At 68.5% G+C, this 19,263-nt stretch carries 17 protein-coding genes; 9 read left to right on the forward strand and 8 right to left on the reverse strand.

From position 1 onward, the window contains the following. The first annotated feature begins 313 nt into the window (after positions 1–313). Entirely contained in the window at positions 314–1,063 is a 750-nt protein-coding gene (locus FZP69_RS06410) for a hypothetical protein (RefSeq protein WP_152040511.1), read from the forward strand. Positions 1,064–1,142: 79 nt separating this feature from the next. Further along, the gene (locus FZP69_RS06415; RefSeq protein ID WP_152040512.1) at positions 1,143–1,331 is read left to right on the forward strand and encodes a hypothetical protein; all 189 of its coding nucleotides are present in this window, start codon (positions 1,143–1,145) and stop codon (positions 1,329–1,331) included. Between the two features lie 205 nt (positions 1,332–1,536). On the opposite strand, the gene gatB is transcribed toward FZP69_RS06415, so the two are convergent. Genes gatB through FZP69_RS06430 form a run of 3 tightly spaced genes read right to left on the reverse strand, consistent with a single transcriptional unit; the run spans position 1,537 to position 4,600 of the window. Continuing rightward, a complete protein-coding gene (gatB, locus tag FZP69_RS06420; protein ID WP_152040513.1) occupies positions 1,537–3,057 on the reverse strand; it encodes an Asp-tRNA(Asn)/Glu-tRNA(Gln) amidotransferase subunit GatB in 1,521 nt (506 codons plus the stop codon). A 43-nt stretch (positions 3,058–3,100) separates the two neighbouring features. Then, entirely contained in the window at positions 3,101–3,721 is a 621-nt protein-coding gene (locus tag FZP69_RS06425) for a DedA family protein (protein WP_204959919.1), read from the reverse strand. A 60-nt stretch (positions 3,722–3,781) separates the two neighbouring features. Continuing rightward, entirely contained in the window at positions 3,782–4,600 is an 819-nt protein-coding gene (locus tag FZP69_RS06430; RefSeq protein ID WP_152040515.1) for an SDR family NAD(P)-dependent oxidoreductase, read from the reverse strand. 213 nt (positions 4,601–4,813) lie between these two features. Here FZP69_RS06430 and FZP69_RS06435 point away from each other — a divergent pair, with 213 nt between their 5' ends. From FZP69_RS06435 to FZP69_RS06445, 3 genes are read left to right on the forward strand one after another with little or no spacing between them, the layout of a single operon-like run. Continuing rightward, positions 4,814–5,206 carry a DUF7518 family protein gene (locus tag FZP69_RS06435; protein ID WP_152040516.1) on the forward strand — a complete coding sequence of 131 codons (393 nt, stop codon included), beginning with the start codon at positions 4,814–4,816 and terminating at the stop codon, positions 5,204–5,206. A gap of 27 nt (positions 5,207–5,233) precedes the next feature. Then, entirely contained in the window at positions 5,234–8,818 is a 3,585-nt protein-coding gene (smc, locus tag FZP69_RS06440; protein ID WP_152040517.1) for a chromosome segregation protein SMC, read from the forward strand. Then, positions 8,811–9,956 carry a segregation and condensation protein A gene (locus FZP69_RS06445; RefSeq protein WP_152040518.1) on the forward strand — a complete coding sequence of 382 codons (1,146 nt, stop codon included), beginning with the start codon at positions 8,811–8,813 and terminating at the stop codon, positions 9,954–9,956. Before smc ends, FZP69_RS06445 begins: the two co-directional genes overlap by 8 nt. A gap of 22 nt (positions 9,957–9,978) precedes the next feature. On the opposite strand, the gene FZP69_RS06450 is transcribed toward FZP69_RS06445, so the two are convergent. The 5 genes from FZP69_RS06450 to FZP69_RS06470 all read right to left on the reverse strand — a co-directional run bounded on the left by FZP69_RS06450 (position 9,979) and on the right by FZP69_RS06470 (position 13,926). Then, complete coding sequence (locus FZP69_RS06450) at positions 9,979–10,254, reverse strand: hypothetical protein (RefSeq protein WP_152040519.1); 276 nt, start codon at positions 10,252–10,254, stop codon at positions 9,979–9,981. 97 nt (positions 10,255–10,351) lie between these two features. Next, a complete protein-coding gene (mtnP, locus tag FZP69_RS06455) occupies positions 10,352–11,203 on the reverse strand; it encodes an S-methyl-5'-thioadenosine phosphorylase (protein ID WP_152040520.1) in 852 nt (283 codons plus the stop codon). 77 nt (positions 11,204–11,280) lie between these two features. Next, on the reverse strand, positions 11,281–12,234 hold the full coding sequence (locus tag FZP69_RS06460) for an AEC family transporter (protein WP_152040521.1): 954 nt from the start codon (positions 12,232–12,234) through the stop codon (positions 11,281–11,283). Between the two features lie 127 nt (positions 12,235–12,361). Further along, positions 12,362–13,003 carry an RraA family protein gene (locus tag FZP69_RS06465; protein WP_152040522.1) on the reverse strand — a complete coding sequence of 214 codons (642 nt, stop codon included), beginning with the start codon at positions 13,001–13,003 and terminating at the stop codon, positions 12,362–12,364. Positions 13,004–13,227: 224 nt separating this feature from the next. Beyond that, positions 13,228–13,926 (reverse strand): phosphoribosyltransferase, encoded by a 699-nt coding sequence (locus FZP69_RS06470; RefSeq protein WP_152040523.1) that lies wholly within the window; start codon positions 13,924–13,926, stop codon positions 13,228–13,230. A gap of 125 nt (positions 13,927–14,051) precedes the next feature. Between FZP69_RS06470 and FZP69_RS22420 the strand changes: the two genes are divergently transcribed. From FZP69_RS22420 to FZP69_RS06485, 4 genes are all read left to right on the forward strand, one after another. Further along, positions 14,052–14,216: a DUF7563 family protein gene (locus tag FZP69_RS22420; RefSeq protein WP_192918487.1), complete on the forward strand. Its 165-nt coding sequence runs from the start codon at positions 14,052–14,054 to the stop codon at positions 14,214–14,216. Between the two features lie 177 nt (positions 14,217–14,393). Continuing rightward, positions 14,394–15,809 carry an alpha/beta hydrolase gene (locus FZP69_RS06475; RefSeq protein WP_152040524.1) on the forward strand — a complete coding sequence of 472 codons (1,416 nt, stop codon included), beginning with the start codon at positions 14,394–14,396 and terminating at the stop codon, positions 15,807–15,809. A 147-nt stretch (positions 15,810–15,956) separates the two neighbouring features. Continuing rightward, positions 15,957–16,931, forward strand: a complete 975-nt coding sequence (locus FZP69_RS06480) for a PhzF family phenazine biosynthesis protein (RefSeq protein ID WP_152040525.1) — start codon at positions 15,957–15,959, stop codon at positions 16,929–16,931. 86 nt (positions 16,932–17,017) lie between these two features. Continuing rightward, a complete protein-coding gene (locus FZP69_RS06485; RefSeq protein WP_152040526.1) occupies positions 17,018–19,129 on the forward strand; it encodes a PAS domain-containing protein in 2,112 nt (703 codons plus the stop codon). Positions 19,130–19,263: the final 134 nt, after the last annotated feature.

The following is a 19,263-nucleotide window of genomic DNA, read 5'->3' on the forward strand; positions in this document are numbered from 1 at the left end:
GCTGCCGGTATGCGCAGCGGCCGGGTAAAGGTTTCGTGGCATCGAATCGCAAGACTGCACGGGGACGAGGTGCGCGTGTCGTCCACTGGCGGGAACGCGTGACCACCGTGGACTGTGCCTGCCACTCGCCACAGACAGGGTCTCGGTACTCACCAGAGACTCGATCTAGTGTCCACCGTGGACCGAAGACGGATGGTCCGCTTCGCCTGTCGCGTGCTCCCGAGAGCGGTCCCCGCACCGCCTCCGTCCCGTCGCGACGACAGTCTGCCGAACCGTGCATATGTTCTTTGATAACACGTAGCGTACTTTCCCCATGCAGTCCGAAGCCGACCTGCGCGCGGTCTGGGAGGAGTACTGGGACGCTCACTACGCGGACGACCGGCGGGCCCGTCGGCTGCGGGCAGTCGCGACCGACTACCCGGTGAAACGCGGCATCGTGGTGTCGTATCCGGACTTGCTCGACGCGGGGATGAGCGAGCGGGAGCTACGGACACGCCCCGACCGGACGCTGGGGATGGGGGTCGAGACATTCGAGTCGTTCGTCCGCGACCTCGACCTCGACGACGTGTGGGACCGGTCGTTCGACGTGATGATCCTCCACGTCGACGATCTCCCCGGCGGGTTCAAACCGTTCGACTCGAACCTCATGGGGCACCTGAACGAACTCGTCCAGCTCGAAGTGACGATCCACGGGGCCCCCGAACGGATCTCGGACCTGATGGAAGCGGCGTTCGTCTGCACCACGGGCCACGTCACGCGCATCCACCAGCCGGGCCGCCGTCGACGCGACATCGGACACTGTCCCGAGTGCGGCGACCCCGTCTACCTCGAGGAACGCGAGAGCCTCTTCGCCGAGATCCAGCGCGTCCAGGTGAGCGGCGACGGGTTCGACCGACTCACCGCCATCCTGGGCGGTCGTCGGTGGAAGGGCCTCTCGCTCGGTGAGGGCGATACTGGAGTCATCAACGCTGTCCCCCGCGCGGACTTCCGTGAGGACTCCACGCACGGTTCGGCGTACCTCGACGTCCTCCACCTCGAAGTCGAGGAAGATCTGCCGTTCTGACGGCGGATCGACCTACTCGCGGACCGCTCACCGATCCGACGCCCCAAGATATTTGTAAAGATATGACAGTTCCTCCGGTATGGCGCACGCACCCGAACGGCTCGAGCAGTACGTCTGCATGAACTGCCAGGTGACGTACGCGGGGTCGGTGACCAAGGCGGACGGCACGCACCACTTCTCGCCGCCCGACGACTGCCACGTCTGTGGGAACCCCGACTTCGTCGAGGCCGAAGGATACGTCCACCGGGCGGTCGCGGAGTCGGAGTAGCGAAAAGACCGAGGCCGGCTCTCGGACGCAGCCCGCGGCGCGACGCGCTGTCGGCGCGTCGTCGTCCTTCCCGTCGAGCGACGCCTGCGTCCCGACGGCGAACGTCGATAGCTCGAGCGAGACGGCCTCGAACCGGACCACGGAGCCGTCCGCACCGACGACGCGGGTCTCCAGCGCCGCCCACGCGCCGTCGTGGTGTGGTAGCCTACCCTTCGAGCTCCTCGCGCAGCAGCTGGTTCACCGTGGCCGGATCGGCGCTCCCCTTCGACTTCTGCATGACTTGGCCGACGAGGAAGTTGAGCGCCCCGTCCTCGCCGTTCTCGTAATCTTCCACGGCCGAGGGGTTCTCCTCGACGGCCTCCGTGACGAACGCCGCGACCGTGTCGTCGTCGGTCTTGCCGAGTCCCTCCGCCGCGACCACCTCGTCGGGCGTCTTCCCCTCGTCGAGCATCGTCCGCAGGACGGTTTCACGGGCGTTCTTCGTCGTGATCTCTTCGGTGGCGACGAGTTCGACGAGGCGCTCGATCTCGTCCAGCCTGTGCGAGACGTCCGTGATCCGCATGTCGCGGTAGTTCAGTTCGCCCAGGAGGGTGTCGGCGACCCAGGTCGCCGCCAGATCGGGATCGAACGTCTCCGTGAGATGCTCGTAGAAGTCGGCGACCTCCTTCGTGGAGGTGAGTTTGGCGGCGGATTCGGCGTCGAGGCCGTACTCGGTCTCGAAGCGGTCGCGGCGGGCGTCGGGCAACTCGGGGATGTCGAGTTCGTCGCGCCAGCTCGCCACCCGCAGGGCGGGCAGGTCGGCCTCGCGGAAGTAGCGGTAATCCTTCTCCTCCTCCTTCGAGCGCATCGACACCGTGATCCCCCGCGACTCGTCCCAGTGGCGCGTCTCCTGCTCGACGCTCCGGCCGCGCTCGATGGCGTTGCGCTGTCGGGTCACCTCGTACGCCAGCGCCTTCTCGGCCCCCTTGTGTGAGGAGATGTTTTTCACCTCCGTCCGGTTGGCCGCTTCGAGCGTCTCCGTCGAGATCGAGCCGTCGTCGTCGACCGCCTCGGCGGGCACCATCGAGATGTTGGCGTCGACTCGCAAGGAGCCGTCGCGCCCCGCGTCGAACACGCCAAGGTACTCCAGCACCTCCTCGAGTTTCGCCAGGAAGGCTCGCGTCTCCCGGGGCGAGCGGAAGTCCGGCCGAGTGACGATCTCCATCAGCGGCGTCCCCGCGCGGTTGTAGTCGACGAGCGTGTAGTCCGCGCGGTCGACGCTCACCGTCCGGGTCTCGACGGGCCGGGTCCCCTCCCGTACGTGCCGGAGGCTGCCGGGGTCCTCCTCGAGGTGGGCACGCTCGATGCCGATCTCGCGCGTGTCGCCCTCGACCGTCACCTCGAGGTGGCCGTCGGCGCAGATCGGCGCGTCGTACTGCGTGATCTGGAAGTTCTTCGGGAGGTCGGGGTAGTAGTAGTTCTTCCGGTGGAACGTGGTCTCTCTGACCACGTCCGCCGAGAGCGCCTTGCCCACCTTGACGGCGGCCTCGACGGCCGCCTCGTTCAGTACGGGGAGCGCGCCCGGGAGGCCGAGACAGACCGGGCACGTTCGCGTGTTCGGCTCCTCGTTCTCGGTCGAAGCGGTCGAACAGCCGCAGAAGATCTTCGTGTCGGTCTCGAGCTGGACGTGGACCTCGAGCCCGATGACGCACGCGAGTCCGCGCCCTTCGAGCGCCTGAGCAGTCATTGCACGCGGTTCGACGTGAGCCGGCTAAAGGCTAACGGGACGGTCAGCGACGGTACCGGTGGCCGAACCGGGACCAGACGAGGAGTCCTCCGCCGAGCACCGCGAGGAGCGCGACCCCCGTCAGGATCGGTCTGTCGACCGCGACGGCGACGACCGCGGCGAAGAGCGACCGCTGGCGGCCGTAGTAGACGAGGGCCCCGGTGGCCGCGTAGAACCCGGCGGTTCCGAGCCCCGTGAAGAGCCCGAACCGATACGGGTCCATCCGGGCGACGCCGGCCGGCACCGAGATCACCGACCGGAGCACCGGGAGGAACCGCCCCCAGAGCACCGACGACTCGCCCCACCGCCGAAACCACGCCCCTCCACGGTCGATCCGTTCACCGGAGACCCTGATCCGGCTCCCGAGCCACTCGGCCTCGCTGAGTCGGGTGCCGTAACACACGGAGTAGGGAACGAACGCGCCGGCGACGCCCCCGACGCCGGCCGCCGTCACGAACACGACGAACGACGCGGGGTCGGTGACGAGCACCGCGGCGGCCGCCGGCACGACCACCTCGCTCGGGGCGAACGGGAACAGCATCGACGTCTCGAGGAACGTGAAGACGCACAGCGCCACCGGGCCGTACAGGCGGACGAACTCGAGCGTGGTCGCCGTCGGGTCCACCACAGTGGCGGTACGGCGCGGTCCGGTAACGTTCCACCGGTCGAGGCGGCAGCCGGCGGATCAGCCCTCCCAGAAGTCGGCGGACAGCTTCGCAGCCCGTGACTTCGGGAGCAGCCGAGTGAGATGCCACAGCAGCTTCGCCCTCGGCGTCGGCACCTCGATGGCGTCGCCGGCACGGAGCGCCTCGTAGCCGGCCCGGGCGACCGCTTCGGCCGTCGCCATCGGCTGCGAGGTCAGGCCGGACTCGCCCATCCCCCCGTGTTCGAAGATCTCGGTGTCGGTGACGCTGGGGCAGAGCGCCGTGACGGTGATCCCGTGGGGGCGCAGCTCCTCGGCGAGCGCGAGGGAGTACGAGAGCACGTACGCCTTCGTCGCGCCGTAGACGGCTCCACCCGGCGAGGGGTACACCGCGATGGTCGAGGAGACGTTGAGGATCCGACCGGCGCCGCGTTCGACCATCCTGGGAACGACGCGCTTGGTGAGTTCCGTGAGTGCGACCACGTTCAGGTCGAGCATCGACCGTTCCGTCCCTGGATCGGTCTCGCCGTAGAACCCGTAGACACTGAACCCGGCGTTGTTGACGAGCGTGTCGACGTGGATCCCCGCTTCGTCGACGCGTGCGAGGAGGTCGTCGACGGCGGTCGCCCCCGTGAGGTCCATCGGGACCACCGTCGCGTCGACGCCGTGTGTTCCACGGAGGTCGCTCGCGAGGGCTTCGAGTCGCTCCTCGCGCCGGGCGACGAGCACGAGGTCGTCGCCCCCGGCGGCGAACTGCTTCGCCAGTTCGTAGCCGATACCGCTCGAGGCGCCGGTGACGAGCGTAGCCCCTCGTGTGGTCTGTTCGTCGGTTCGCGTCGCGGTTGTCGTGTCTGCGGACATGGTCAGCTCTCCGCGCAACGCGACCGGGGGGTGACGGTCGCCCGCCCGAGTCCGTGCGTCGAATATTATTGATTGTATGACACTATGAACGTTCCTCTCCCGGATCTCGGCTCACGCCCGAGACTCACCGGTGAGAACGACCCCCTCCGAACCTCCCGTTGTCATCCGCTCGTCTGACGCATCTTTATCAAAACGCCACGAGGGCTAGAGAGCATGAGTAATCGGGTGGACGACCTCGAAACGAAAGTGTCGGAACTCCAGGCGGCGGTCAACGGTCTCACGGAGGAGCTGGTCGAGACGAAAGAACGGGTCCGCCAGCTCGAGAACGCCGTCGACGTCGACGATCCACTCTCCCGGGCGAAACAGCCCAGAGAACGGACGGCAGAGACGGAGACCGAGTCGGCGACGGACGACGCCGACGCCTCGACCGAAGCCGAACCCGCCGACGAGACAGACGCGGAGCCGGAACAGCGGTTCGTCGACGCCGAGGAGCACGAACAGGAGATCCAGGCCGAGACGGAGACCGACGAAGAGGCTAAGTCCACGGAGGAGAAGGAAGACGAGAAGGAGTCCGAGCAGGAGAGTAGCGACATCATCGTCGCGTAAGCTCGCGACTCCATCCGCGAGCACCCCATGCACATCAAAGAGCTCGTACTGGACGACTTCAAGAGCTTCGGCCGAAAGACACGGATCCCGTTCTACGAGGACTTCACCGTCGTGACGGGCCCGAACGGCTCGGGGAAGTCGAACATCATCGACGGCGTCCTCTTCGCCCTGGGACTGGCCCGCACCCGCGGCATCCGCGCCGAGAAGCTCACCGACCTCATCTACAACCCCGGCCACGACGACGACGCCGAGGTGAGTGGCCCGAACGAGGCGTCCGTCGAGGTCGTCCTCGACAACGCGGACGGGACGCTCTCGCGATCGCAGGTCGTCTCCGCCGCGGGGACCGAGGACGTCGGCGACGTCGACGAGATCACCGTCAAGCGCCGCGTCAAGCGCACCGAGGAGAACTACTACTCGTACTACTACCTCAACGGACGCTCGGTGAACCTCTCGGACATCCGAGACCTGCTCGCACAGGCGGGTATCACCCCCGAGGGGTACAACGTCGTCATGCAGGGCGACGTCACGGAGATCATCAACACCACGCCCTACCGCCGGCGAGAGATCGTCGACGAGATCGCCGGCGTCGCGGAGTTCGACGCCAAGAAGGAGGACGCCTTCGAGGAGCTCGAAGCCGTGAAAGAACGGGTCGAGGAGGTCGACCTCCGCATCGAGGAGAAGGACGCGCGACTGGAGCAGCTGGAGGACGAGCGCGAGACCGCCCTCCAGTACCAGACGCTCCGCGAGGAGAAAGGCGAGTACGAGGGCTACCTCAAGGCCGCCGAGCTGGAGGAGAAGCGGTCGACGCTCGCGGCGACCGAGAAGAAGGTCGAAGCGGCGGAACAGGAGCTCGACGACGTCCAGGGCGTGCTCGACGAGCGGCAGGGGAAGGTCAGCCGGCTCGAATCCGAACTCGACGAACTCACCCGGGAGATCGAGCGGAAGGGCGAGGACGAACAGCTGGCGATCAAGGCCGAGATGGAGGAGATCAAGGGCGAGATCCGCTCGCTGGAGAACGACATCGCCGCGGCCGAGGAGCGCGAGGACGCGGCGGAGGCCGAGCGGCGCAAGGCGTTCGTCGACCTCGACCGCAAGAACGAGCGCATCGACGAACTCGACGCCGAGATCAGGGAGACGAAAGTCGAGAAGGCCTCGATCAAGTCCGAGATCCAGTCGACGGAGGCGGAGCTCGCCGAGGTCGAAGCCGAGATCGACAGCGTCGACACGGCGTTCGACGAGCTCAAGTCCGACCTCCAGGAGAAGAAAGCGGAGCTGGAGTCGCTCAAATCGGAGAAGAACGACCGCCAGCGCGAGAAGGACCGCCTGCTCGACGACGCCCGTCGGCGGTCGAACGAGCTGTCGGAGGCGCGCGACGACCTCGCCGAGGCACGGGAAGCGATCCCGGAGAAGAAACAGCGCCTCTCGGAACTCCACTCCGAGTTGGACAAGGCCGAGAAGAACAGGGCGAAGATCGACGGCGTCATCGACGACCTCCGCGCCAAGAAGCAGGAGCTGAAAGACCAGCTGTCCGAGGTCGAGGACGACCTCCGCGGGAAACAGAACGAGTACGCCGAACTCGAGGCACGCGCCGGTCGCGACGGCGACGACTCGTACCCCCGGGCCGTGACGACGATCCTCAACGCGGGGATCTCGGGCGTCCACGGCACGGTCGGCCAGCTCGGGGCCGTCTCCGGCGAGTATGCCACCGCCTGCGAGACCGCCGCCGGGGGTCGCCTCGCCCACGTCGTCGTCGACGACGACGGCGTCGGCTCGTCGTGCATCGACTACCTCAAGTCGCGCAACGCGGGGCGCGCCACGTTCCTCCCCATCTCGAAGATGGACGACCGCGGCCTGCCCCGGGAACCCTCGCATCCGGGGGTGATCGACTTCGCGCGGAACCTCGTCGACTTCGAGTCCCGATACGACCCCGTGTTCTCCTACGTCCTCGGATCGACGCTCGTCGTCGAGGACATGGCGGCCGCGCGCGACCTGATGGGCGACTACCGGATGGTCACCCTCGACGGCGACCTCGTCGAGAAGTCGGGCGCGATGACCGGCGGCTCCGGCTCCGGCACCCGGTACTCGTTCTCGAAGTCGGGCAAGGGGAAGCTGGAACGCCTGGCGGAGGAGATCTCCGATCTCGAGGAGACCCGCCGCTCGTTCGCCGAGGAACTCGACGACGTCGAGAGCCGGCTGGACGACGCCCGCGGGCGTGCGTCGGACGCCCGCGACAAGGTCCGCGCGGTGGAGAGCGACATCGAACGCGCCGAGGGCGAGTTGGAGGAGGCCGAAGAGCGCGTCGAGACGCTCGAGGCACGCATCGACGAACTCGAGGCCGAACGCGAGTCGGTCTCCGCGGAGATGGAGACGCTCGACGCCGACATCGACGAGACGGACGCCGAGATCGACGCGGTCGAGGCCGCCATCGAGGAACTGGAGGCCGAACTCGCCGACTCGCGCGTCCCCGAACTCTCCGCGAAGGCCGACGACCTCCGCGCCGAGATCGACGAGCACGAGGACCGGATGGACGACCTCGACGCGCAGCTGAACGAGCTCTCGCTCGAACGGGAGTACGCCGAGGAAGCCATCGACGACCTCGAGGAGACCATCGAGGACGCCCAGAACCGCAAGGCCGACGCGGTCGAGACGATCGCGGCGAAGGAAGACGAGATCGAGGCCCAGGAGGCGAAGCTCGAGGAGAAACGCGAGGCCGTCGCCGACCTCGAGGAGGAGCTCGCGGAGCTGAAAGACGAACGCCGGGAGCTCCAGTCGGAGCTGCAGGAGGCCCGCGCCGCCCGCGACGCGCAGCGCGAACGGGTGAACACGGTCGAGTCGAGACTCGAGTCGCTCGAGTCCGACCGAGAACGTCTGGTATGGGAGATCGACGAACTCTCCGCGGAAGTGGGCGACTACGACCCCGACGAGGTGCCCGACCACGACACCGTCGAGTCGGAGATCGCCCGACTCGAGGAGGAGATGGCGGCGCTCGAACCGGTGAACATGCTCGCCATCGACGAGTACGACCGCGTCGCCGACGACCTCGCGGAGATGCAGGAGAAACGCGACGTGCTCGTCGAGGAGCGCGAAGGGATTCGCGAACGGATCGAGCGCTACGAGTCGCAGAAGAAAGAGACGTTCATGGAGGCGTTCGACGCCATCAACGAGCAGTTCACCGACATCTTCGAGCGGCTCTCCGACGGGACGGGCGAACTCGGCCTCGAGAACCCCGACGACCCGTTCGAGGCCGGGCTGACGATGAAGGCCCAGCCGGGCGACAAACCCATCCAGCGGCTGGACGCGATGTCTGGCGGCGAGAAGTCGCTCACCGCCCTCGCGTTCGTCTTCGCCATCCAGCGGTACAACCCCGCGCCCTTCTACGCGCTCGACGAGATCGACGCGTTCCTCGACGCCGCCAACGCCGAGCGCGTCGGCGAGATGGTCGACGACCTCGCGGGACGCGCACAGTTCGTCGTCGTCTCCCACCGGTCGGCTCTGCTCGAACGGTCCGAGCGGGCCATCGGCGTCACGATGCAGGGTAACAACGTCTCTGCTGTCACGGGAATCAGGCTCGGCGACGACACCGACGCCGAGGAGGTGGCCGCCGATGACTGACCGATCGGAGCCGACCGACGACGCCGACCCACCCGCTGGGCGCGACGACGCTGCGTCGCGTAACGGGCGAGACACCGACTCCGCCGACGACCACGACGCAGCCGACTCGTTCTACGCCGACGGAACCGCCGACGACGTCGCCGACTTTACGCTCGACCTGACCAGTCCCCGTGAGGGGGCCGACGGCCCGACCGACGAGGCGGCGCTGACGGACGGTGCATCGACGAACGGGTCCGCATCGACGAACGGGTCCGCATCGACGAACGGTACGGCGACAGACGAGTCTGCATCACCGAACGAGTCCGCGAGGACGAACGGCGAGTCCGAACTGCTCACCGACGCGGCCGACGTCGCGGGCGACACCGACGACGACGAGGTCGAGCCCGTCGAACTCCTGGTCCAACTCGCCGAGGAGGGCGAGATCGAGCCGTGGGACATCGACATCGTCGCCGTCACCGACGCGTTCCTCGAACGGCTGGACGAGAGCGACCTCCGGACGTCGGGCCGGGCGCTCTTCTACGCGAGCGTGCTCCTCCGCATGAAGAGCGACGAGATCCTGGCACCCGACGAACCCGACGAGCCGGAGCCGTGGGAGGCCGAGATGCACGGCGGCGAGTTCACGCACGATCCGATCGACGCGCTCGAGTCGGAGATCGACCGTCGGCTCGACCGCAAACACGCCCGTGGGTCGCCCGAGACGCTCGACGAACTGGTCCGCGAACTCCGCGAGGCCGAACACGGCTCGTGGTGGAAGGAGGGACGGACGTACGACACGAGCGGCTCCCCACACGGCTACAACCGGGGGACGCAGACGCTCGACTACCGGGCGGCGGACGACTTCCGCGACGAGGGCGAACCCGGCGAGGCGGACGTCACGGGGACGGCACACACGGAGGACATTGAGGCGACCATCGCCGACGTCGAGACCGCGCTCAGGAGCCAGTACGACCAGGGCCGCGAGGAAGTACTGTTCGCGGAGATCAGGCGGACGGGTGGTCGACCGGTCCAGACGTTCCTCGCGCTGTTGTTCCTCGCTCACCGCGGCGTCGTCCGCCTCCAGCAGGACGAACTGTTCGGCGACCTCTGGGTGCAGAACCCCGCGGCGGTCGCCGTCGGCGACGAGGCCGTCGCCGACTGACCCCCGACCCGACTCGGTCTTCTCAGTCTCCTCCGCCTTCGAGGTCGTCGATCGTCTCGAGCAGCGGGATCACGTCGTCGAACGCGGGGCCGCGCACGATGAGGTCGTCCCGTGGATCCCAGTCGATCAACCCGGCGTCGGACAGTTTCGGGAGGTTGACGTGGTGGAGACGGGCACGTTCGTTCGCGTCGTCGGATTCGACCGACACGGGGCTCCCGTCGGCGTCCAGCAACGACCGGAGGAGCTGTCGGTTCCGTTCGGCGGCGAGCAGTCGGAGATAGGTGTCGAGATCAGACATCGTCGTCTCTTCGTCGTTTCGATGTGCCGCTGTGGCACAATTACGCCTCCCACAAAAATACTTGTCGGTTGAAAATTGTGCGCAATCGTGCACAATATCAGAGGTAGTCGCCGACGAGCGGGGCGAGTCGCTCCGTCACGTCGGCCGGCACGACGTCCGCCGGGGTATTGATCGTCCCATCGAGAGCGGTGTGGCAGTCGCAGGTGTGGTCCGCCGGGAGCGTCTCGATGGCCCGTTCGACGGTTCGCTTGATCGCGTCCTCGTTCGCTCGGGCGTTCTCCAGCACTTCCCCGAGCGTCACCTGTGATTCGTCCTTCCAGACGTCGTAGTCCGTGATCCCGGTGACCGTCGCGTACGCCATCTCCGCCTCGCGGGCGAGCTTCGCCTCCGGGATGGTCGTCATCCCGACGACGTCCCACCCCTGCGCGCGGTAGAACTCGCTCTCGGCGACGGCCGAGAACTGGGGTCCTTCGATGCAGACGTACGTCCCGCCGTCGACGACGCTCTCGTCGACCGCGCGGGCCGACTCGACGAGGTGTGCCGACAGTTCGGGACAGTACGGGTCGGCGAAGGGCTGGTGGACGACGAGCCCCTCGTCGAAGAAGGTCAACGGGCGATGTTTCGTCCGGTCGTACACCTGATCCGGGACGACGAGCGTCCGGGGTGGGAGGTCCTCGCGGAGGCTCCCGACCGCGTTCGACGCGACGACGTGCGTCACGCCGAGCGTCTTCAGCGCGAAGACGTTCGCCCGGTAGGGGAGCGTCGTCGGGGAGTACTGGTGGTGACTGCCGTGCCGGGGGACGAACGCCACCTCGCGGCCGGTGTCGCCGAACTCGCCGACCGTGAGCGGTGCCGACGGATCGCCGAACGGGGTCGTCACGTCCTCCTCGCGGGTGTTCGTCAGGGGAAGTGCCTCGTAGATCCCGCTCCCGCCGATGAATCCGAGCATACCTCGACTGCGGCCAGTGCGTACAAAACCGTAGGGGTCGTCCGAACCGCGTCCCTGGATCGATCGGGCGGTTCGGCTCAGAACAGCACTCCGGCGTTCAACAGGGCGATGATCCCCGTGAGCACCGGAAGCGAGACGAGCGTCGTCACGAGGACGACCGTCGAGACGAACGACTCGACGGGGACCCCTCCCACGTCGCCCTCGCCGAACTCGACGAGCAGGATGAGCGGGGTAACCGCGGCGGGCATGGCGCTCTCGAGGACGAACACCCGCCCGACGGTCGGATCGGTGAACCCGATGACGAGCGCGATGCCGGCGGCAACGATCGGCGCGACGCCGATCTTCAACACGGTGGCGAGACCGACCTGTCGGAGGGCCGCCCCGTAGTCGGTCTCGGCGAGCTGGAGCCCGAGGATGAGCAGCATCACGGGAATCGCCGAGTCGCCGACGAGTTTGAGCGTCGTCATCGCCGTCGTTCCCGTCGGCGGGACGACCTCGAGCGCCCGCATGCCGAGCGCCGCGAGGACGGCGTAGACGAGCGGCACGGTGAACACCCGCCGGACGCCGGCCAGCGCCCCCTCGCTGTTCCCCCGGGCGGCGATGTAGACGCCGACCGTGTACATGAGCACTGCCTGCACCGCCAGGAACAACACCGCGGTCGCCCGGCCCGTCTCGCCGAAGGCGAACTCCGACACGGGGATCCCGAAGTTCCCCGAGTTCGGGAACGCACTCACGAGGACGATCGCGCTCACGCCGGTCGTGGTGCCGCCGACCAGACGCCCGACACCCTCGGCGAGAACGATCATCACGGCGATGTAGGCGACGACGCCGACCGCTACCTCGACGAGCGTCCCCACGGCGAGCGTCGTCGTCGCGAGACTGTGGAAGACGAGCGCCGGCGCGAGGACGTAGACGGTCACCGTGTTCAGCGGTCCCGGATCGATCTCTCGGAAACGCCCGAGCACGAAGCCGACCACGGAGATGGCGGCGATCGGGAGAATCGCCGTCGCGAAGATGGAGACGAGCGACATGCGTGAGTGAGATTTACGCGGGTGTTACAAGTCCGTCGGTTCGTCCCGTCGCTGTCGCGGTGCTGTCAGGTCCTCTCACCGCTCCGGTACCATCGGGTCGGCCAGAACGTCGCTCGGGACCCGCGCCTCAGCTCATCCCGACGTCCTCGAGGATCCGGTCGAGGGGCTCTCCCTCGTCGATCCGCCGCCGCACCTCGCGTTCGGTCGCCTCGACCCGCTCGGCCGCGTCGGTCACTGCCGCGACCGCGTCGCGACGGATCGCGACGACGCCGGTCTCGTCTCCGACGAGAACGTCCCCCGGTTCGATCGCCGCCCCACCGACGGTCACGGGGACGTCGACGGCCTCTTCCGCGGATCCGGACGGGCCGCGCGGCGTGCGTCCCCGGGCGAACACCGGGTACGACAGTGTACGGATCTCGGAGACGTCCCGGACGGCTCCGTTCGTCACCAGCCCGACCACGCCCTCCCGCTCGGCGTACCGCGACAGGAGTTCGCCCCAGACCGCCTCCGACACCTCGTCGGCCGCGTCGACGACGACGATCTCGCCCGCCCGCGCGTGCATCAGCGTTTCGAGGGGTACCCAGAGCCCGTCGGGGTCGAGCCGGCTCGTCCGCGCGGTGCCGACGAACGCGCAGTCGGCGTGGAGCGGCGCGATCGCGGCCGACAGGACCGTCGCCTCCTCGTGGCCCGCGTCGGCGATGGCGGCGGCCGACAGGCGGCCGAGTCGTTCGGTCAACTGGTCGTCCAGGGGTTCGAGGTCGGTGGGCATGGCCGAACACGTGTGCACTGGCTCTTGAGTATACCGTCGGTCGTCGGTCGATCGCGAGACCGTGGCGGGAGACACCCTCTCGCCGACCCCGGGCCAATCGCGGTGGTTCGTCTCACAGCCGGCCGAAGAGAGTCGTCTCGCTGGCGCACACGAGAGCGTCGTGCCACGGTCGGCCGCCGCCGGTGCCTACCCATCGGCTCGACCGGCGGGGACGACGCCGTTCGTCACTCCGCGACGAGTCGCCACGCCGTCTCGTCCGTCGACTCGACGACGCCCCGGCGTTCCATCTCCGTCATCACCTCGGGGAGCCGCCCCGGCTGGGCGATCTCCATCCCGATCCGGTCGACCTCGTGGTACGTCGAGAGGTAGTGGCGGACGTCTTCGGCCTCGAACGTCTCCTCGTCGGCCTTCTCCATCACGCCCGCGATCAGGTCGATCATGTCCTCGATGAAGTTCCAGGGGTAGACCACCCACGCCCACTCGTCGAGCCGCTCGCCGACGTAGTCGGGCTCGAACTCGCTCGTCCCCAGGAGTTGGAGCGTGGCCGTCCGGACGTCGTCGGGGTCGCGCTCGTGGACGTACTCGTGGGCACGACGGATGGACCCACCCGTGTCGGCGATGTCGTCGATGATGAGGACGTCCTTGCCGGCGACGCTCCCCTCGGGCATCGGATACCGCACCTCCGGCTCGCCCGACTTCTGGGCCGTCCCGACGTAGTGTTCCATCTTCAGGCTCGTCAGGTCGTCGAGCCCGAGGAAGTCACAGAGACACCGCCCGGCGAACCAGCCGCCGCGTGCGAGCGCGACGACGACGTCCGGCTCGAAGTCGGACGCCTTCACGTCGTCGGCGACGTCCCGACAGAGACCGTAGATGTAGTCCCAGTTCGTGATGGTACACCTGAACTCCTCGGGGAGATCACCCATGTCTCTCGCTCACCGTTAGCCACACGGGTCTGCGGGGATGTTAAGATATCCGGCTTCCGTCCCCGGTCGTGTAGTACCTTTATCATGTCTCGAATCCATGTTACAGCGTACCACGGTGACTCACCATGCACACCTGCGCCAACTGTAACTCGTTCGTCACGCCCGACTTCGTCCGTGTCTTCGGCACGGAGGACGACCGCGTCTTCGGCTGCCCACACTGTGCGAACATGCGCGAACTCATGCAGGGGTTCGGAGCGCGGACGTCCGAAGGGGATCCACCGATCCCGTGACGTGACTTCAGTCCGGTCGGGAGACGGTGGACGAGCGGTCGTCGTCCGTTCTGACACCGTCGTCCGTCTCGTCGTTCCCCGCTGCCCCGGTCGTTCCCCACTCGTCCCGTCGCCGGACGTGCAGTTCTCGCTCCCGACCGGGCAACTGACAGGCCGCCCTCGCCCCTACCCGACGTCGTGCGCCACCACTCCAGACGACGGTTCCTGCTCGCGGCAGGTGTGAGTCTCGGCCTCCTCGCCGGGTGTGCCGCCACCGGGCCGGCAGACGACGACGCACGGTCTCCCGATCCGGAGGCGCGGCGTCCCGCCTCGTCGACCGACGACGGGCGCGAGACGGCCGCGTCGACGGACCGGGAACCGATGGACGACACGCCGGCCGACCCCGCAGTCGTCGACGACCGGACGCACCGGTTCGTCCGTCGACTCGTCGACGGCGAGTTCGAGTGGGCGGTGGGGATGTTCGGTGGCGTGCTCGGCGGTGTCGGTGCCGGTCGGCTGGCGTCGACCTGGCGCGGCCTCACGATCCAGCACGGCCCCTACGAACGCCACGAGATCACCGGCCGGGCGGTCCAGGGTGATCGGTCGCTCCGGGCCGTCTCCCTCAAGTTCGCGACCGATAGCCAGCGGCTCTCGCTCGTCTTCAGTCCGTACGCACGCATCGTCGGCATCGACTTCCCGACGCGTGACACCCGCCTACCGTCCGTCGCCGAGCACCGGTCGTTCGACGTCACGCTCCAGCGCGACGACGCCGACGACTGCCCGCTGGGTGCGACCGTCACCCTCCCTCAGGGCGACGACCCCGTCCCCGGCGTCGTGATCGTCCATCGCTCGGGACCGCTCGACCGCGACGGTACCGTCGGCCCCAACCGTCCCTACCGCGACCTGGCAGCGGGGTTGGCCGCCCGCGGTGTCGCCGCCATCCAGTACGACAAGCGGTCGCTCGTCTGTGACCTCGCGCGGGACGAACAGACGCTGCGGAACGTCGTCGTCGCCGACGCGGTGACGGCGGCGGCGCGACTCGCTGCGGTCGAACGCGTCTCCGACGTCGTCGTCTTCGGGCACGGGATGGGCGGCGTGGCTGCGCCGCTCGTCGCCCGCGACGCCGACGTGGCGGGACTCGTGCTGGCGGCGACGCCCGCGCGCCCGCTCTCCGAGGTCTTCCTCGGGACCGAACGACGGAAGGCCGCCGCCGACGGTCGGATCACGGTCGTGGAACGCCAGCGGCTCGACTTCTTCGCCGAGAAGCTGAACGGGACGGCCGATCTCGGTCCCGACGACGACTACTACGTCCTCGGGACGTCCACGGCGTTCTGGCGCGACCTGCGCGCCCACGACGTCGTCGCGGCCGTCCGCGATCGGCCGGTGCCGGTGCTGGCGCTCCACGCCGGTCGGAGCTTCGTCACGACCCACGAGGACCTCCAGCGCTGGGACGAGGTTGTGCCACGCGACGCGATCCACGTCTACCCGGCTCTCGACCACCTGTTCATGCGCGTCTTCGACGACTCGCTGCCCGAGGCGTACTTCTTCCCTGACACAGTCGCGACCCAGGTCGTCGACGACGTCGCGTCGTGGGTCGGTACGGTCGGCGACTGACGTCGGTGTGGTCGTGTGCCCAGCGACGTGGCTCTCCGTTCGCCGACCACGGGAGGGCGCGACTGTCCGCTCGCCGACGACGGTGACACGGTCCCACGAACGCGCCGGAGACGGTGGGTTCTTGAGTCGCGCGGGCGTCTCGCGGCCATGCCCACCGCGTGTCGCACGCTGCTCGTCGACGCCTTCACGGACGAACCGCTCTCGGGGAATCCCGCGGGCGTGGTGCCCGACGCGGGCGACCTCACGGAGACACAGATGCAGGCGATCGCCCGCGAGCTCGGCGCGAGCGAGACGGCGTTCGTCCGTCCCTCCGACGACGCCCTCCACCGCGTCCGGTACTTCACCGCGAGCCAGGAGGTCGACCTCTGCGGCCACGCCACGGTCGCGGCGTTCTCGCTGCTCGCACGCGAGGGACGCGTCGCCCCCGGGAGCCACGAGGTGGCGACCAACGTCGGGACGGTCGCGGTCGAGATCGAGCCCGCGGCGGACGACGAGCGCGAGGCAGCCGACGGGAGCGTGGACGCCGGTCGCGACGCACTCGACGACACCACCGTCTGGCTCACCGGGAGAGAGCCGACCGTCGAGTTCGTCGATCTGGACTACGGGGCCGTCGGCGACGCGCTGGGTATCGACCCCGCCGCGCTCGAGGACGTCGGCGCGGACCTCGCACCCGCCGTCGCCTCGACGGGGCTGCCGTGGCTCTGTCTGCCGGTGAACTTCCTCGAACACCTCGGCGGGGCCGACCCCGACGACGACCGCGTCGTCGCCCTCGCCGACGCGCACGACGCTGCGGGCGTCTACGCGTTCACCTTCGACACGCTCGCGGCCGAGTCGACGCTCCACGCCCGGGCGTTCGCCCCGGGCATCGGCGTTTCGGAGGACCCCGTCACCGGGACGGCCGCGGGAGCCTGCGCCGCGTACCTCCGCGACGTCGGAGCCTTCGACGACCCCACGGCGTACGACGACCTCCGGTTCGAGCAGGGTCACTTCGTCGACCGTCCCGGTATCGTCCGTGCGAAACTCACAGATGATACTATCGCCGTCGGAGGGACGGCGACCGTCGCGCTCGACGGCACGCTCACCGTCCCCGATCCGCGGGACGACGACATCGTCGTCGCCTGAGACGTCTCGCGTGTCGACGCGATCAGAGGTTTCAGACCTGATATTAGCGGCGAGCGTATCAAGTACTCGTGAGCCCGACGTCGCACATGAATGGCCGGAATACTCCGGGTGTGGCCGGCCCGGACAACGAGCCGACCCGCCCCGACAACGAGCCGACCCGCCCCGACAACGAGCCGACCGACGTCCCGCTCGACGAACTCGAGCGGCGTGCGCTCGACGCGGTCGACGCGGGCGTCGTCATCTCCGAAGCGACCGAGGACACGCCGATCGTCTACGTCAACGAGGGGTTCACCCGGATGACGGGGTACGACCCCGACGAGGTGATCGGCTCCAACTGTCGGTTCCTGCAGGGTGAGGAGACGGACGAGCGCCCGGTCGCGTCGATGCGGAAGGGGATCGCGGAGGAGCGCGAGACCTCGGTCGTCCTCCGGAACTACCGGAAGGACGGGACCGTGTTCTGGAACGAGGTGGAGATCACGCCGGTCCGCGACGACGACGACGAGGTGACACACTTCTTCGGCTTCCAGCGCGACGTCACCGAGCGCAAGCGAGCACAGATCGAACTCGGGGCCGCACGTCGTTCGTTGCGGGAGCTGTACGCGGTGACGACTGACCGGTCGATCTCCTTCGAGGAGCGGGTCGAGCGGACGCTCGCCGTCGGCTGCCAGCGCCTCGGCGTCGATCTGGGGTTCCTGACGCGGATCACCGACGACACCCAGACCGTCGTCCACGCGGTCGGCGATCACCCCGAACTCCAGGCCGGCGCGGCGTGTCCCCTCTCGGAGTCGTACTGCCGACGAACGCTCGACACCGACGGGTTACTCGCCGTCGTCCACGCCGCGTCAGACGAGGAGTGGACCGACGACCTCGGCTACGAGCGGTTCGAGCTGGAGTGTTACCTCGGCGGGAAGGTCACCGTCGACGGCGAACTGTACGGGACGCTCTGTTTCGCCGACGTCGAGCCTCGGTCGGAGCCGTTCACGGAGTCGCAGGCGACGTTCGTCGAACTCCTCACGCGGTGGGTGAGCTACGAGCTCGAACGACGCAAACAGGAGCGCGAACTCCGGATCGCCGACCGCCGGTTCCGCTCGCTGTTCGACAACCCGATGACGTTCGCCGCCGTCCTCGACCCCGACGGGACGCTCCGCGAGGTGAACGACACCGCGCTGGTGACGCTCTCCGACGGTACCGACCTCGTCGGTCGGCCCTTCTGGGAGACCCCCTGGTGGACGCCCAGCGACGACTCGGTCGCGGCGGTCGAGGCGGCGGTCGAGACGGCCGCCGGTGGCCAACTCGCCCGGTTCGAGTGCGACTACTTCCACCGCGACGGAACGGGGACCGTCGCCGCCACGCTCTACCCGGTCTACGACGTCGACCCCGAGGAGCACGAGAGCGAAGACGCCACGGGAGACGAGGTGGTCTCGCTGATGGCCGTCGGCGCCGACACGACGACCCGGACCGAGCAGGCCACCCAGCTGAAACGGCAGCGCGACCGGCTCGAGGAGTTCGCGAGCATGGTCTCGCACGACCTCCGGAGCCCGCTGGAGGTGGCGCGGGGCCGACTCCAGCTGTACGACAACACGGACGACCCCGACCACCTCGACGAGATCGAGGCGTCGCTCGACCGGATGTCGACGCTCATCGACGACCTCCTCACCCTGGCGCGTCAGGGCAAGTCCGTCTCGGACCTGGAGCCGACGCCGGTGGCGGCGGTCGCCACCCGGGCGTGGAACACAGTCGAGACGGCCGACGCGTCGCTCGCCGTCGTCCTCGACGACGAGACGGCCGTCGCCGCCGACCCGAGCCGGCTCCAGCAGCTCTTCGAGAACCTGTTTCGGAACGCCGTCGAGCACGGCTCGGCGGGCCCCCGTCCGGAGGCTCGCGGGGACAGCGTGGAGCGCAGCTCCACGAGCAGTCGGCTGGACGCCGACGACAGCGCGGAACACGACGGCAGCCCCGTCACCGTCCGGCTCGCCGGGCTGGACGACGCCGCCGGCTTCGCAGTCGAGGACGACGGACCGGGTATCCCCCCCGCCGACCGCGACCACGTCTTCGAACGGGGCTTCTCCACCGACCGCGACGGAACCGGCTTCGGTCTCGCCATCGTCCGGCACGTCGCCGAGGCGCACGGGTGGACGGTCCGGGCCACGGAGAGCGACGCCGGTGGCGCACGGTTCGAGGTCCGCGTCGACGCCTGAGCGAGCGACGTGCGGTCGACCCGGTTCTGTCCGCCCTCGACGTCGCCACGCCGACGCCGTCCACCTCCTTGATGCGCCGCGGAGACGTGTGCTCAGGGTGGTTCGGCCGTTCCCGGTGGTTCGGCCGTTCCAGG

This window comes from Salinigranum salinum (genome assembly GCF_009176545.1).
Lineage (GTDB): Archaea > Halobacteriota > Halobacteria > Halobacteriales > Haloferacaceae > Salinigranum > Salinigranum salinum.